The sequence below is a fragment of the Xanthomonas sp. PPL134 genome, from assembly GCF_040595915.1.
Lineage (GTDB): Bacteria > Pseudomonadota > Gammaproteobacteria > Xanthomonadales > Xanthomonadaceae > Xanthomonas_A > Xanthomonas_A indica.
This window is the reverse complement of record NZ_JAMDLL010000003.1, coordinates 470,131-486,246: the sequence shown is the minus strand read 5'-3', so window position 1 is coordinate 486,246 and position 16,116 is coordinate 470,131. Positions and strand designations below refer to the sequence as shown.

General features: G+C 71.9%; 9 protein-coding genes. 6 read left to right on the top strand and 3 right to left on the bottom strand.

The features are described 5' to 3' along the window. Window positions 1-232 precede the first annotated feature (232 nt). Entirely contained in the window at window positions 233-1,663 is a 1,431-nt protein-coding gene (gene mdtD / locus M3U25_RS09870) for a multidrug transporter subunit MdtD (protein ID WP_355497818.1), read from the top strand. Window positions 1,664-1,813: 150 nt separating this feature from the next. Here mdtD and M3U25_RS09865 read toward each other — a convergent pair whose 3' ends face one another. Together M3U25_RS09865 and M3U25_RS09860 are read right to left on the bottom strand one after the other, a co-directional pair. Beyond that, window positions 1,814-5,389, bottom strand: coding sequence for an ATP-binding protein (locus tag M3U25_RS09865; protein WP_242159442.1), 3,576 nt, complete (start codon window positions 5,387-5,389; stop codon window positions 1,814-1,816). Between the two features lie 92 nt (window positions 5,390-5,481). Beyond that, the gene (locus M3U25_RS09860; RefSeq protein ID WP_355497821.1) at window positions 5,482-9,054 is read right to left on the bottom strand and encodes an ATP-binding protein; all 3,573 of its coding nucleotides are present in this window, start codon (window positions 9,052-9,054) and stop codon (window positions 5,482-5,484) included. Window positions 9,055-9,285: 231 nt separating this feature from the next. Here M3U25_RS09860 and M3U25_RS09855 point away from each other — a divergent pair, with 231 nt between their 5' ends. From M3U25_RS09855 to M3U25_RS09845, 3 genes are read left to right on the top strand one after another with little or no spacing between them, the layout of a single operon-like run. Continuing rightward, entirely contained in the window at window positions 9,286-9,963 is a 678-nt protein-coding gene (locus M3U25_RS09855; RefSeq protein ID WP_355497824.1) for a YceI family protein, read from the top strand. Continuing rightward, a complete protein-coding gene (locus M3U25_RS09850; RefSeq protein WP_242159445.1) occupies window positions 9,960-10,526 on the top strand; it encodes a cytochrome b in 567 nt (188 codons plus the stop codon). Before M3U25_RS09855 ends, M3U25_RS09850 begins: the two co-directional genes overlap by 4 nt. A gap of 12 nt (window positions 10,527-10,538) precedes the next feature. Next, window positions 10,539-11,108, top strand: coding sequence for a YceI family protein (locus M3U25_RS09845; RefSeq protein WP_160946428.1), 570 nt, complete (start codon window positions 10,539-10,541; stop codon window positions 11,106-11,108). A 76-nt stretch (window positions 11,109-11,184) separates the two neighbouring features. Here M3U25_RS09845 and M3U25_RS09840 read toward each other — a convergent pair whose 3' ends face one another. Beyond that, window positions 11,185-11,424, bottom strand: coding sequence for a glutaredoxin family protein (locus tag M3U25_RS09840; protein ID WP_355497828.1), 240 nt, complete (start codon window positions 11,422-11,424; stop codon window positions 11,185-11,187). A gap of 86 nt (window positions 11,425-11,510) precedes the next feature. On the opposite strand from M3U25_RS09840, the gene M3U25_RS09835 reads away from it, so the two are divergent. Beyond that, the gene (locus M3U25_RS09835; RefSeq protein ID WP_355497831.1) at window positions 11,511-12,893 is read left to right on the top strand and encodes an L-serine ammonia-lyase; all 1,383 of its coding nucleotides are present in this window, start codon (window positions 11,511-11,513) and stop codon (window positions 12,891-12,893) included. A gap of 111 nt (window positions 12,894-13,004) precedes the next feature. Continuing rightward, the gene (locus M3U25_RS09830) at window positions 13,005-16,091 is read left to right on the top strand and encodes a two-component regulator propeller domain-containing protein (RefSeq protein WP_355497834.1); all 3,087 of its coding nucleotides are present in this window, start codon (window positions 13,005-13,007) and stop codon (window positions 16,089-16,091) included. Window positions 16,092-16,116 lie beyond the last annotated feature (25 nt).

Below are 16,116 nucleotides of genomic sequence, written 5' to 3'. Positions count from 1 at the left end.
TCTCTTGCGCTTCGTAGGAGCGGCTTCAGCCGCGACAGGATGTTGCGGGAATGCCCGTCGCGGCTGAAGCCGCTCCTACAAAAACACGCGCATGCCGCCGTCTGCGGAGGCCTGCACGGCGCCGCTCGCTGAGCGCGGGCTGCATCGCCTACACGCACTGCACGCGACTGCACGACACGGCGACGCGATCTGCGCGATCCTAGTGTCCCCCTCGCGTCGCCCCTGCGTGCCGATGTCCGCGCCCTCCTCCGATCCGATCGCCGTTCCCAACGCGCGCAGTTTCCGTCCGCTGCTGTGGCTGGTGTCGCTGGCCATCTTCATGCAGATGCTCGATGCCACCATCGTCAACACCGCGTTGCCGGCGATGGCGCGCAGCCTCGGCGAAAGCCCGCTGCAGATGCAGTCGGTGGTCTTCAGCTATGCGCTGGCGGTGGCGATGTTCATTCCCGCCTCGGGCTGGATCGCCGACCGCTACGGCACGCGCCGCACCTTCCTGACCGCGATCGTGCTGTTCACCCTCGGCTCGCTGCTGTGCGCGGCGGCGCCACGGCTGCCGTATCTGGTGGCCGCGCGCGTGCTGCAGGGCATCGGCGGCGCGATGCTGCTGCCGGTCGGCCGGCTGGCGGTGATGCGCTCGGTGTCGCGCGCGCAGTTCCTCAGCGCGATGAGCTTCATCGCCATCCCTGCGCTGATCGGGCCGCTGGTCGGGCCGACCCTGGGCGGCTGGCTGGTGCAGGTGGCGTCCTGGCACTGGGTGTTCCTGATCAACCTGCCGATCGGCGCGATCGGGTTCGCCGCGGCGCTGAAGATCATGCCGGACTTCTACGGCGAGCAGCGCACCCGCTTCGATTTGGTCGGCTACGCGATGCTGGCCTTCGGCATGGTCGCGCTGTCGCTGGCGCTGGACGGCATCTCCGAGCTGGGCCTGCGCCACGCCTTCGTGATGCTGCTGGCGATCGGCGGGCTGGCGGCACTGATCGGTTACTGGCTGCACGCGGCCAACGCGGCGGCGCCGCTGTTCCCGCTGCACCTGTTCAAGGTCGTCAGCTTCCGCATCGGCATCCTCGGCAACCTGTTCTCGCGCGTGGGCAGCGGCAGCATGCCGTTCCTGATCCCGCTGCTGCTGCAGGTGGGCCTGGGCATGAGCCCGATGGACGCCGGCCTGATGATGATCCCCGTGGCGCTGGCCGGCATGGCCTCCAAGCGCGCGGCGGTGAAGCTGGTGGAACGCTTCGGCTACCGCCGGGTGCTGATGACCAACACGATGCTGGTCGGCACCGCGATGGCCAGCTTCCTGCTGTTCGACGCCGGCCAGCCGCTCGGCTGGCGGCTGCTGCAACTGGCGCTGTTCGGCGCGGTCAACTCGCTGCAGTTCACCGTCATGAACACGGTGACCCTGCGCGACCTGGACCGCGACCAGGCCAGCGCCGGCAACAGCCTGCTGTCGATGGTGATGATGCTGGCCACCGGCTTCGGTGCCGCGGCGGCCGGTAGCCTGCTGGCGGCGTTCAACACCCACCTCGGCGATACCCACGGCGCCACCGCGGCGCTGCATGCGACCTTCGTCTGCGTCGGCGCCATCACCCTGACCTCGACGCTGATCTTCTGGCAGTTGCCGGATACCCGGCCGCATCCGAAGCAGGTGGAAGAGGTGGCGGAGTAGCCGGGATTGGGGATTGGGGATTCGTAACGGCGGCGCGTTACGGGCTGGGGCTCTCGCAGGAGCGGCTTCAGCCGCGACGGGGCATCACCGGGAACGCCCCGTCGCGGCTGAAGCCGCTCCTACGACGACGATGGCGGCGCGACGCGCGGGCTAAGGGCCACCGTCGTTGCCATCGCGCTCCCCGGCTCCTGGCACTTCGTCGACGCCCGGCTCCCCCTCCACCGCGTCGGCCAGCATCTCGCCGGTCACCGGTTTGCGCAGGAAGCCGCTGAAGCCGGCGGCGCGTGCCTGCGGTTCGGCGTCGGCGTCGGCGCGGGCGGTGACCGCGATCAGCGGCATGGCGTAGCCGAAGGCGCGCAACTGCCGCGCCAGGGCCAGGCCGTCCAGGCCCGGCAGGTCCAGATCCAGCAGCGCGATGTCGAAGCTGCTCGCCGCCGCTTCGGTCAGCGCGGCCAGCGCGTGCGCGGCGTGGGTGACGTGGTGGCCGCGTGCGCGCAGCAGGCCGCCGACCACCTCGGCCACGGTCGGGTCGTCCTCGACCAGCAGGATCCGCTGCGGCGTCGCGGCGCTGCTGGAGCCGCGGGTGTCGCGCGGCGCCTGCGGCAGCGGCTCGGGCGTCCACGGCAACGGCAGTTCGACCAGGAAACGGGTGCCGGCACCGAGGCGGCTGCGCAGTTCGATGCGTCCGCCCATCGCCACCGCCAGTTCCTGGCTGATCGCCAGGCCCAGGCCGCTGCCGCCGTAGCGCGCGGCGGTACGCGGTCCGTCGGCCTGCTCGAAGCGCTGGAACAGCCGCGCCTGCTGTTCGGCATTGATGCCCGGCCCGGTATCGGCGACCTCGAAACGCACGCCCTGCTGCGGCTGCAGCGGCGCCACCCGCAACTGCACGCTGCCGTGCTCGGTGAACTTGATGGCGTTGTTGAGCAGGTTCAGCAGGATCTGCCGCACCCGCGTGGCGTCGCCGCGCGCGGTGACGTGCGGCGGCATGGCGTTGTCCAGGGCGAAGGCGAGGCCGCGGCCGCGCGCCATCGGCCCCATCATCGCTTCCAGTTCGGCGATCAGCCGGACCAGGTCGAACGGCTGCTGCTCCAGTTCCAACCGCCCGGCCTCGATCCGCGCCAGATCCAGCGCATCGTTGACCAGGCGCAGCAGGTGCGAGCCGGCGTCGCGGATCGATTCGGTGTAGCGGCGCTGCTTGGGGTCCAGCGGCGTGGCCAGCAGCAGTTCGCTCATGCCCAGCACGCCGGTCATCGGCGTGCGCACTTCGTGGCCGAGCGTGGCCAGGAAGCGGGTCTTGGCCAGCGAGGCCTGCTCGGCCACTTCCTGCTTGTGCACCGCCAGTTGCCAGGCGGCGCGCCGGCGCAGGCGGCGCCGGTACAGGTAGGCCAGCAGCCACAGCGCCAGCACCGCCAGCACCGCCAGCCCGGCCACGCCCCAGGGGCTGCGCCACCACGGCGGCAAGACGCGGAAGTGCAGCGTGATCACCTTCGACCATACCTTGTCGGCCGTACGCGCCTGCATCTCCAGGGTGTAGTGGCCCGACGGCAGCCGCGAGAACAGCCGCTCGCCGCTGGCACCCACGTCGACCCAGTCCGGGTCGTAGCCGCTGAGGCGGAAGCGGTAGGTATTGGCGTCGGTGTCGGAGAACGACAGCAGGCGCGCGACCACGTGCAGATCACGGTCGCCTTCCTGCAGCGCGATATGGTCGGCGTGCAGCAGATCCAGCCCGCGCTCGCCGCGGCGCACGCCGATGCGCTCGATCACCAGCGGCGGCTGTCGCCGCGACGGCACCACCTGCGCCGGCTCGAACAGCACCACCCCGTCCGGGGTGCCGCCGAGGATCTGCCCGCTGCGCGCCTGCACCAGGGTGCGGGCGCGGAACTCCTGGTTCGGCAGGCCGTCGTGCACGCCATAGGAGCGGATCGCCTTGCTCGCCGGATCGACCCGGATCAGCCCGCGCACGCTGCTCAGCCAGGCCACGCCACTGGCGTCGACCACCAGGCCATTCGGCGCCAGGGCCGGGAATTCCTGATCGGCATCGATGCGGTCGAGCAGGCTCAACCGGCGGCCATCCCAAAGATAGCGCTCCAGTTGGCCGACGCCGGCCAGCCACACCACATTGCCGTCGCTGATCGCGAAGGTGCTCAGCGGCCGCTGCGGCGCGCCGGGCACGGGCGCGAAACGCGCCTGCGCCGGATCCCAGGCGAGCAGGCCGTGCTGCCCCAGCAGCCAGAGCTGGCCCTGCGGCCCGGGCCGCACTTCCGCCACCACCAGTTCCGCGGGCAGGCCGGCGGTTCCCGGCGCCATGGTGCGCAGCACGCGGCCGTCGAGGTCGCGCACCTGCACGCCGCCGATATCGCTGAAGATCCACGCGTGGCGGTCGCTGCTGAAGGCGATTTTCTCCACTTCCGCCGGCATCGCCGGGTCGACGGCGGCATCCTTGGCCCAGCGCCGCACCTCGCCGCTGACCGGGTCGTAGCGCAGCAGCCCGCCGAAGGTCGCCGCCCACAGCCGCCCTTGCGGATCCTCGGCGATCGCGCGCGACCAATCGCGCCCGAACATCGCCTGCATGTGCCGATGCACGACACCGGTGCCCGGATCCAGCTTGTCCAGCACGCCACGCGTGCCGGCCAGCCACACGCCGCCATCGCGGGAGGCGGCGGTGCCGAGCACGTAGGGATTGCCCATCGACTCCGGGTCGTCCACGCGGTAGGACAGTACCGAGAACTGCTGCCAATTCGCCGGCAGGTGCCACAGGCCGGCATTGGAACTGGCGAACCACAGGCCGCCCTCGCGGTCCTCGAAGGCCAGCGCCCAGTTCGGCTTGACCAGCCCGTGCGCGGAGTTGCTGTACAGCGGCACGTTGCGGATCACGCCGGACTCGCTCTCGCGGCCCAGCCCGTCCATGGTGTCGAACCAGCGCGTGCCGTGGCGGTCGTGGACCAGCATCGCCAGCACGCTCTCGTCGGGCACGTTGCGCCAGTACGGCTCCACCACGCTGGCATCGGCGCGCAGCAGGCGCACCCCGCCCTGGGTGGACACCCACAGGGTATCGTCGCGTTCGGGCGTCAGTCCCTGCACCTCCGGCCGCGGCAGCGCGGCGGCGTCGACGCGCTGGAAGTCGTGCCCGGTCCAGCGCGCCAGGCCACTGCGGGTTCCCACCCACAGGGTGCCGTCGGCCGTGGTCGCCAAGTGCGTGACGGTCGCCGAAGGCAGGCTGCGCGCATCGCCGGGGATCGGCATGAAGCGGCGCAGGCGGCCGTCCGGCTGCACCTGGTGCAGGCCGCCGGTGGCGGTGCCGAACCAGATGCTGCCGTCCGGCGTGGAGGCGATCGCCCACACCGTGGTGCCGCCGATCTGCGGATACGTGCTGCGATCGTAATAGCGGAACTGGCGGCGGTCGGCCGAGAGCATGCCCAGGCCGGCGCCGTCGGTCCCGAACCAGACCCGGTTCTGCGCGTCCACGTGCACGCACCAGATCTTGTTGGCGTGCAGGCCGTCCTCGATCCGCCAGATGCGGTAGCCGCGTCCGTCGAAGCGGGCCAGGCCGTCGCTGCTGGCCAGCCACAGGTAGCCGAGCTTGTCCTCGGCAAAGCCGTTGATGCTGTTGGACGGCAGGCCGTCGGCCACGGTCAGCTGGCGCGGCTGCGGCGTCGGCGGCACTGCCGCGCCGGCGACGGCGGACCACGCCAGCAGCAGCCATCCCAAGATCCGTCTCGACCGCATCGCCTCTGTCTCCCCCGACGGGCATCCGTCCCGCGTCACCGGTGCCATCGTCGGCGATAAGCGCCGGCGCTGGCAACCGGCCCGGCATCGGCTCAGAGCGGCGGCGGCGCGCCGTCCAGCACCGCGTCGATCGCGGCTTCCAGCATCTGCCCGGTGACCGGCTTGCGCACGAATCCGGCGAATCCGGCCGCGCGTGCCGCCGCCTCGGCCTCGCCGTCGGAACGCGCGGTCACCGCCAGCAGCGGGAAGCCGTAGCCCAGCATGCGCAACTGCCGCGCCAGCGCCAGGCCGTCGAGTGCCGGCAGGTCCAGGTCGAGCAGGCCGATGTCGAAGCTGCCCTGGCTGGCCTCGGTCAGCGCCTCCAGGCCGTGCGCGGCCCACACCACCTTGTGCCCGCGGCCGCGCAGCAGTTCGACCATCACTTGGGCCACGGTCGGTTCGTCCTCGACCAGCAGGATGCGCAGCGCGGTGCGCGCCCGCGGGGCCGCCGCCGGCACCACCACCGCCGGTTCCTGCGCCGGGCGCCAGCGCAGCGGCAGCCCCACGCGGAAACGCGCGCCGTGCCCGAGCCGGCTCTCGACCTGAATGCGCCCGCCCATCGCCATCGCCAGTTCCTGGCTGATCGCCAGGCCCAGGCCGCTGCCGCCCTGGCGCACCGCGGTGCGCGGACCGTCGCCCTGTTCGAAACGCTGGAACAGCCGCGCCTGCTGCTCGGCACCGATGCCCGGGCCGGTGTCGGCCACCTCGATGCACAGCCCGTGGCTGTCCTGCGCCGGCGCCACCGTCAGCGCCACCGAGCCGCTGTTGGTGAACTTGATCGCGTTGCCGAGCAGGTTCAACAGGATCTGCCGCACCCGCAGCGCATCGCCTTCCACCGTGGTCGGGCCGGGCATGGCGTCGTGCAGATCGAAGCGCAGCCCGCGCGCCTGCGCCAGCGGCGCCATCAGGTTGACCACCTCGGCGATCAGCGCCTGCAGCGCGAACGGCTGCGACTCCAGGCGCAGGCGCCCGGCCTCGATCCGCGCCAGGTCCAGCGCGTCGTTGACCAGGTGCAGCAGGTGGGTGCCGGCGCGGCGGATCGACTCGGTATAGCCGCGCTGCTTGGGATCCAGCGGCGTGGCCAGCAACAGTTCGCTCATGCCCAGCACCCCGGTCAGCGGCGTGCGCACCTCGTGGCCGAGCGTGGCCAGGAACCGGGTCTTGGCCAGCGAGGCCTGCTCGGCCAGTTCCTGCTTGTGCAGGGCCAGTTCCCAAGCATGCTGGCGGCCCAGGCGGCGCCGGTAGGCGCGCAGCGACACCAGCAGCAGCAGGCCGGCGGTGGCGAGCATCCCGACGATGCCCCAGACGCTGCGCCACCACGGCGGCTGCACCCGGAACGGCAGGCGCAGCGTCGGCGACCAGGCACCGTTGCGGGTGCGCGCCTGGATCTCCAGCACCTGCGCGCCGTCGGGCAGCTGCGGCAGGGTGCGTTCGCCGCTGGCGCCGGTGCTGACCCAGTCGCGGTCGTAGCCCGGCAGGCGGAAGCGGTAGACGATGTGCTCGGGATCGATGTAGGACAGCAGCCGCACCGCCACGCGCAGGTCGCGGTCGTCCGAGCGCAGGGTGAAGTCGCCGCGCGTCGGCAGGGTCAGCAGGCGCGGGCCACGCCGCACCTGCACGCTCTCCATGCTCAGGGACAGCGGCACCGGCACCGGATCCGGCTGCTGCGTGTCCAGCAGCGCCACGCTGCCGTCGGCAGCAGCGGCCACCAGCACGCCGTCGGCGGTCATCAACAGGCCGCGCCGCACCAGCTCCTGGCTGCCGAGCCCGTCGCGGGTGCCGAACGCGCGCACCGCCGGGGTGCGCCGCGGATCGACCCGGAACAGGCCGCGGCGCATGCCCAGCCAGGCGCGGCCCTGCGGATCGGCGACCAGCGCGCTGGACTCGGTGGCCGGCAGGCCGTCGGCCACCGCGTAGCGCTGGCTGCGCTGCCAGTGCGTGCCGGTGTACCGCCACAGCTCCAGGCCGGACAGGCGATGCAGCCACAGCGTGCGCGCGTCGGCGAAGGCGAACGACTGCACCTTCTCGCCGGCCAGCTCCGGCGGCGTACGGAACTGCCCGGCCGCCTCGTCCCAGTGCTGGAAGCGCTCGGCGGCCACCCATGGCACCCCGTCGGGGGCCATCGCGAAGGCGGCGATGTCGGTCCCGGCCAGGCCGTGCTGGCCGCCGGGGATGTTCTGCAGGACGTGGCCGGCGCCATCGCGCACCTGCAGGCCGTAGCCCGGCGCGGCGATCCACAACCGCTGGCGGGCGTCCAGTTGCAGCCAGGCCAGGGTGCCGTCCGGGATCGCATCGGCCTCGCCGGCGGCGCGGGTCCAGCGCTGCAGGTTGCCGCCGTCCAGCGGGCCGCGCAGCAGCGTGCTGCTGCCGCCGATCCATAGCGCCCCACGCGGGTCATCCAGCACCGACAGCATGCGTCCGCTCGGCGCGCCGTTGGCCCAGTGCGGCGCGCTCAGCGCACCGTTGGTGGTGTCGAGGCGGAAGACGCTGGCGCCGGAGCCGAGCAGCCAGGCTCCGCCGGCCCGCGCCGGCGCTAGGCCGACGTACTGGTCGGCGGGCAGGCCCTGCGCGGTGCTCAGCACCGCCAGGCGGCGCCAGTCCGGGCGCAGGTAGCCCAGGCCGCGCGTCGGCAGCGGTACCCACAGGCCGCCTTCGCGGTCGCGCAGCACCGCCTCCACCACGCTGGCGCCGGACACCGCCGCGCCACCGGTATCCACCCGCCGCGCCGGCCCGTCGGCCGGCTTGTGCCACAGGCCCTCGCCATTGCCGAGCCAGTAGCCGCCGGCGCCGTCCTCGGCGATGGCGCTGACCGCGCGGTGCAGCGCGTCGACCCAGTCCGCGCGCAGCCAGCGCCCGGCGCTGTCGCGCCGGAACAGGCCGGTATTGCCGCTGAACCACAGGCCGTCGCCGAGCGGGGTGATCGACGTGATCACCTGCGCCTTGTCCGGCACGCCGTCGTCGATGCGATACGCGCTGACGCGCTGGCCGTCGTAGCGCAGCAGCCCCTTGAAGGTGCCCACCCACAACACCCCGGCATCGTCGAAGGCCAGGGTCAGCACCGCGCTGTCGAGCATCGCGTCCACCGCCGGGTCGCCGGCGCGGATGCGCTGCACCCGGCCATCGCCGCCCAGCCGGTACAGGCCGCCGCGGTAGGTGCCGAAGAACACCGCGTCGCCGCGGCTGGCGATGGCGAACACCTCGTCGCTGCGCATCGCCGGCTGCGTGGCCATGTTGAAGTGGCGGAAGCCGCGCCGGTCCGCGCCGAGCACGCTCAGCCCGCCGCCCTCGCAGGCCACCCAGATGCGGTCGCGCGCGTCGATATGCATGTCCTGCACGTAGTTGCAGCGCAGCGAGGCCGGATCGGCCGGGTCGTGGCGCCAGACCCGGAACTCGCGCCCGTCGTAGCGGGCCAGGCCGTCGCCGCTGGCGATCCAGAGATAGCCGTCGCGGTCCAGCTGCAGCGCGGAGATGTCGCTGGACGGCAGCCCCTGCTCGCTGGAGAACACCCGGAACCGCGGCAGTTCCGGCACGCCGGCGCAGGCGTCGGCGCAGAGGCCGGCCAGCGCCAACAGGCACAGCAGCCCCCAGCGGCGCCACGGGCGTGGGGAACGCGGGATGGGGGACATGGACATCGGCTCCGGCAAAAGACGTCGGCGGATGAACACCGGCGCACTGCCGGGGCCGGACGCGCGCGGCGGCCGCTCCGTGTGCCGCTCGCCGCGGCAGCGTTCTTATACCCCGCGCCGGCGTAAAAATCACACCTGTCGCGGCATGCAACGAACCGTTACGCGCCGCAGGTACGCAGCCGGGCCGGACTGTGACTAGAATCCGGCGACCTCCCCGCGCGGCCCCGCTCCATGCTCAAACCCTCTCTCGTGGCCCTCCTGCTGGCCTTGCCGGGCGCCGTCTTCGCCGCGCCGGCGCAGTACGCGCTGGACCCGGTGCACACGCGGGTGCTGTTCGCGATCGAGCACGCCGGGTTCTCCAAGGCGCTGGGCACCGTGTCCGGCAGCACCGGCACCCTGGTGTTCGACCCGGACGACTGGCGCAGCGCGCGGCTGCAGGCGCGGGTGCCGTTGCAGCGGCTGGACCTGGGCGACGAGAAATGGAACCGCGCCGCGCTGGCGCACAACCTGCTCGATGGCGAGCACTACCCGGAGGCGCAGTTCGTCTCCACCCGCGTGGAGCCGATCGACGCGCAGCACGCCAAGGTGATCGGGCAGTTGACCCTGCACGGCGTCACCCGCGAGGTGACCCTGGACGTGACCCTGAACGCTGTGAAGCGCCATCCGCTGCCGCCGTTCCGCCGCACCGCCGGCTTCTCCGCCACCGCCACGCTGCAGCGCGCCGACTTCGGCATCAGTGCCTGGCCGTCGGTGATCGGCGGCACGGTGGACCTGCGCATCGAGGCCGAGGCCACCCGCGAAGGCGGCGCCAAGGCCGAGCCGGAGCCGGCACCGAGCAGCAGCACACCGGCCGCACCCACCGATACCCCCGCGCCGGCGGCGCCGGCCGCGCAGGACGACACGCCATGAGCGCACGCAACAGCGCCGAACGCTGGGGGAGCGTCAGCCAGACCCTGCACTGGTTGATCGCCGCCCTGATCCTGCTGCTCGGCGTGGTCGGCCTGACCATGGGCGAGCTGCCGAAGACGCCCAAGTATTTCTGGGTCTACACCGCGCACAAGTCGCTGGGCCTGACCGTGCTGGCGCTGGTGATCGTGCGGCTGGGCTGGCGCCTGTACGCCGGCGCGCCCAAGCCGGTGCCGGGCACGCCCAGCTGGCAGGAGCGCATCGCCAGCGCCACCCATGTGCTGCTGTACGTGATGATCTTCGCCCTCCCGCTGTCCGGCTGGCTGTACGACTCCAGCAGCGGCCTGCGCCCGTTCCGCTGGTTCGGCCTGGTCGCCGTGCCCAAGCTCAGCGCTCCGAACGAGCATCTGCGCGACCTGTCGCACGCGGTGCACGAGTGGGGCTTCTGGCTGCTGATCGCGGTGGTCCTGGCGCATGCCGGCGCCGCCTTCTACCACCACCTGTTCCAACGCGATGCCACCCTGGCGCGGATGCTGCCGCGCGGTTGGCTCACCCCCAAGTCCTGAGGAGCCGTTTCGATGTCGACCCGTTTCGCGTCCCCCGCCGCCGTCGCCGCCAGCCTGGTGGCCCTGCTCGCCGCCGCTCCGGCGGTCCAGGCCGCCGACTATGTGCAGGCCCCCGGCTCGACCCTGGTGTTCGCCAGCAAGTACGACGGCGAAGTGTTCACCGGCCAGTTCCCCGGCTTCGACACCAAGCTCAGCTTCGACCCGGCCAACCTGGCCGGCGCCAAGCTCGACGTGACCATCCCGCTGGCCGGCGCCAAGAGCGGCAACAACGACCGCGACTCCACCCTGCAGGGCCCGGACTTCTTCAACGTCGCCAAGTTCGCCACCGCGCACTACCGCGCCGACAAGTTCCGCGCACTGGGCAACAACCAGTTCGCCGCCGACGGCACCCTGGAGTTGCGCGGCGTGTCCAAGCCGGTGACCCTGACCTTCACCTGGACCCCGGGCGCGCAACCGGTGCTGGCCGGCAAGGCCACGGTCAAGCGCCTGGACTTCGGCGTGGGCGGCGGCGACTGGGCCGATACCAAGACCATCCCCAACGAAACCGCGATCAGCACCAAGGTGGTATTCAAGGCGAAGTGATTCGCCACAGGCCGCGGCGCGCGGCCGCTGAGCGGCGGATTTCCTCGTCGGGTCCGCCGCTTTTTTTATGCGAGGCTCAGGCGCGTTCGTCCAACGCGGCCAGCCAGGCGCGCACGCCGGCGGCATCGAACGGCCAGTCCAGTTCGCGCCCGTCCGCGGCGCGCAGCACCGGCACGCGCACGCCGTAGCGCGCCTCCAGCACCGCGTCGTCGTCGATGAACACGCTGTCCGGCTCGGCCACGCGCGCCTGCGCCAGCACCTGCAGGGCCTGGTCGCACAGATGGCAGTCGTCGCGCTGGTACAGGATCAGGGACATGCTCGCGTCCAATGCTGCGCTGCGGACCTGTGCCGTGCGCCGGAAGCATAGAATAGACGGTCTTTCGCCCACCCTTCGGCACGCGCATGGCTGTCAGCACCTTCGACCTGTTCAAGATCGGCATCGGGCCGAGTTCCTCGCATACCGTGGGGCCGATGCGCGCCGCCGAGCGCTTCGTGCACCGCTGGCTGTTCGACCAGGGTCGCCTGCAGGACGTAGTGCGGGTGCGTGCGGAGGTGTTCGGCTCGCTGGCCCTGACCGGGCGCGGCCACGGCACCGACAAGGCAGTGCTGCTGGGCCTGGAAGGCCAGCGTCCGAACCTGATCGACCCGGACATCATTCCCGGCGCGCTGGAGCGCATCCGCGGCAGCAAGCGCATCAACCTGCTCGGCCAGCACGAGATCGCCTTCGACGAGAAGCGCGACCTGGCGATGAACAAGCGGCAGAAGCTGCCGTACCACACCAACGGCATGCGCTTCACCGCCTATGCCGCCAACGACGAAGTCGTCGCCACCCGCGACTACTACTCGGTCGGCGGCGGATTCGTGGTCAACCAGGACGACGCCGCCGACGACCGCATCGTCGCCGACGAGACGCCGCTGCCCTACCCGTTCAAGAGCGGCGACGAGCTGCTGGCGCAGGCCGCGCGCAGCGGCCTGAGCATCGCCGCGCTGATGTTCGAGAACGAGAAGTGCTGGCGCAGCGAGGACGAGATCCGCGACGGCCTGCGCGAGATCTGGGGCGCGATGCAGGCCTGCGTGACGCGCGGCATCCGCGAGGAAGGCACCCTGCCCGGCGGCCTGCACGTCTCGCGGCGCGCGCCGGCGCTGTACCGCGAACTGTCGTCCAAGCCGGAAGCGGCGATGCGCGATCCGCTGACCACGCTGGACTGGGTCAACCTGTACGCGCTGGCGGTCAACGAAGAAAACGCCGCCGGCGGCCGCGTGGTCACCGCGCCCACCAATGGCGCAGCCGGCATCATTCCGGCGGTGCTGCATTACTTCGACCGGTTCTGCCCCGGCGCCGACGAACAGCGCGTGTTCGACTTCCTGCTCACCGCCGCGGCGATCGGCATCCTGTACAAGGAAAACGCCTCCATCTCCGGCGCCGAGGTCGGCTGCCAGGGCGAGGTCGGCGTGGCCTGCTCGATGGCGGCCGGCGGCCTGGTCGCCGCGCTCGGCGGCAAGCCGGGGCAGATCGAGAACGCGGCCGAGATCGGCATGGAGCACAACCTGGGCCTGACCTGCGACCCGATCGGCGGCCTGGTGCAGATTCCGTGCATCGAGCGCAATGCGATGGGGGCGGTCAAGGCGATCAACGCCAGCCGCATGGCGATGCGCGGCGACGGCAAGCACAAGGTGTCCCTGGACAAGGTGATCCGCACCATGCGCGACACCGGCCGCGACATGCAGGACAAGTACAAGGAAACCAGCCGCGGCGGGCTGGCGGTGAACGTGATCGAGTGCTGAGCCGCCTTGGACGCTGGCCCGTGCGATCGCCAGCGTCCCCGTCGCTGCGCGGATAAAGATCGGCGCGGCGATGCCGCTAACGCAAGAGACGTCGGCCGATCCGGCATTGGCATGCTCTTGCGTTTCCCACACGCCTCCTGGCGCCTGCTGGCGCTACAGCTGGCCATGCTCTCGACAGCGTGGAGCGCGTGTGTGCCGCAGGCGCGGGCACTGCAGCCGGACAAGCAGTTCAACCACTACGAGCGTGAAGGCTGGGGCCTGGACCAGGGCCTGCCGCAGCTGAGCGTGCAGGCGTTCGCGCAGGACCGCCAGGGCTATCTGTGGATCGGCACGATGGGCGGGCTGACCCGCTTTGACGGCGTGCGCATGACCTCGTTCAACGAAGGCGCGCCGGCGCACCTGCCGGGCAACCTGATCAAGGCGCTGCACGTCGATCCCGCCGGCACGTTGTGGATCGGCACCTACCGCGGCCTGTCGCGCTACCGCGACGGACGCTTCGCCACGCTGCTGCCGCAGGATCCCCAGGCGCCGCTGCTCAACATCGAGGCGATCGCCACCGATGCGCGCGGCACCGTGCTGGTCGCGGCGCAGGATGGCGTGTACGCGGTGCAGGACGATCGCCTGCAGCTGCGCTACCGCATCGCCGGCGGCGCCTCTGCGCTGCTGCCGCGCACCGACGCGCTGTGGGTGGGGACGCGCGGCGCCGTGCTGCGCTTCGTCGCCGGCCAGGACGCGCCGGAGGCGCTGGCACTGCCGCAGGAGGCCGGCGCCGCGCCGGTGCAGCACCTGCTGGAGGCGCAAGGCACGGTCTGGGCCGGCACCCACGACGGCCTGCTGTTGCGCCGCGACGGGCGCTGGCAATGGCTGCCCGATGCCAGCGGCCTGAGCCGACGCGCGGTGCAGGCCCTGTTCGAAGACAGCGACCGCAACCTGTGGGTGGGACAGCCCGGCGCGCTGCTGCGCGTGCGCGATGGCGCGATCGTCGAGCGCAGCCCGGAAAGCAAGCCGAACATCGGCGTCAACGCCATCTTCGAGGATCGCGAGCGCAACCTGTGGCTGGGCAGCAGCTGGAACGGCGCGACCCGGCTGTGGAACGGCTGGACCCGCCGCTACAGCACCCACGAAGGGCTGGACGACGCGCTGGTCTGGACCCTGGCCCGCGACCCGGACGGATCGCTGTGGGTCGGCACCGACAGCGGCCTGTCGCAGTTGCGCGCTGGCCGCTACCAGCAGCACCTGAGCCTGGCCCAGTTGCACAACGAGGCGCCCTACACCTTGCTGGCCGAACCCGGGCAACTGTGGATCGGCACGCGCCATGGCGCCGCCCTGTACCGCGACGGCCGGCTCAGCCAGCCGGCCTGGATGGCGCCGCTGCGCGACCTGCAGGTCAGCGGCATCGTCCGCGACCGTGCGCAGCGGCTGTGGTTCGCCAGCGACGACGGCCTGTTCCGCAGCGACGGCACGCGGCTGCGCCGCTACGGCACGACCGACGGCCTGCGCGATCCGCGCGTGCGCCTGGTCCACGAGACCCGTGGCGGCCGCCTGCTGGTCGGCGCGCAGTCGGGCCTGTACGAACTGCGCGGCGAGCGCCTGGTCGCCCTCGCCCCGCCGGGCTCGGCGCTGGCCAGCGCCGACATCACCGCGATCCACGAACTGCCCGATGGGCAGTGGCTGGTCGGCACCCTCAACGAGCAGTTGTGGTTGTTCGACGGGACGCACTGGTATGCGTTCGGCGAGCAGGACGGGCTGCCGGTGAACGCCGCCTTCTTCATCGCCGACGACGGCCGCGGCGGGATCTGGGTGGCCGGCCTGCGCGGGGTCTACCGCGTGCGCCTGGCCGACCTGCAGCGCCACGCGGCGTCGCCGCAGGCGCCGCTGAACGCCGAACTGATGCTCACCGAGCGCGCGCAGCGCCATGGCGGTGTGCAGGGCATGTGCTGCAACGGCGCCGGCAACGGCAAGGGCTTCATCGAGCACGGCGCGCTGTGGCTGCCTAGCCGCGACGGCGTGGTCGCCCTGGACACCGCCGGCATCGTCAAGAATCCGGTAGCGCCGCAGCCGGTGGTGGAGCGGGTACGCGCGCTGGGCCAGTGGCTGACACCGCAGGCGCTGCCCGCGCCGCTGCCCGAAGCCGCGCGCGACCTCGACTTCGAGTTCACCGCCGCCTCGTTCCAGGCGCCGCAGAACGTCGAGCTGCGCTACCGGCTGCTCGGCTACGACCGCAACTGGCGCACCCTCGACGACATCCGCCAGCGGTCGGTCAGCTACACCAACCTGCCCGGCGGCGACTACGTGTTCGAGGTCACCGGCAGCAACAACGCCGGCGTGTGGGCGGCGGCGCCGGCGCGGCTGCCGCTGCGCATCGCGCTGCGCTTCCAGGAAACGGCGTCCTACAAGCTGCTGCTGGCACTGGGCGCGTTCGCCCTGCTGCTGTCTGCCGTGTGCCTGGCGCGGCTGCACAACCGGCGCCAGCGCGAGATCCTGGAGCGCCAGGTGCGCGATCGCACGCAGGCGCTGCAGGCAGCCAACCAGCGCCTGCAGGAGGCCAGCTTCACCGACGAACTGACCCAGTTGCGCAACCGCCGCTACCTGTCGCTGCACATTCCCAGCGACATCGCGCTGTACCGGCGCATGGCCGCCAACGACGAGGACATGCTGTCCTCGGGCATGCTGTTCGCGCTGATCGACATCGATCACTTCAAGTCGATCAACGACAGCGGCGGCCATCACACCGGCGACGCGGTGCTGCAGCAGATGGCGCAGTTGCTGGTGCGGCTGACCCGCGAAAGCGACTACGTGGTGCGCTGGGGCGGCGAGGAGTTCCTGCTGGTGCTGCGCTCCGCGCCGCGCGAGAACCTCACCATGGCCGCCGAACGGCTGTGCCGCGCGGTGGCCGCGCACCCGTTCGTGTTCGACCACGGCCGCCAGGGCCGGGTCACCTGCTCGATCGGACTGGCCGAATTCCCGTTCGTGCACGATCCCGACAACCTGCTCGGCTGGGAACAGCTGCTGGTGCTGGCCGACCGCGCGCTGTACCAGGCCAAGGCCAAGGGCCGCAACGGCTGGGCCGCGTACCGGCCGGTGCTCGGCGCACAGGCCGAACAGGTGCTGGCGGCGCTGCAGGAACCGCTGGGGCAGATGCAGCGCCACGCCTGCCTGACCCTGGTGCACAACGGCGGCAGCCTGCCGCCGGCGTAATGCGTTGACGCCTCGCACGCGTGGG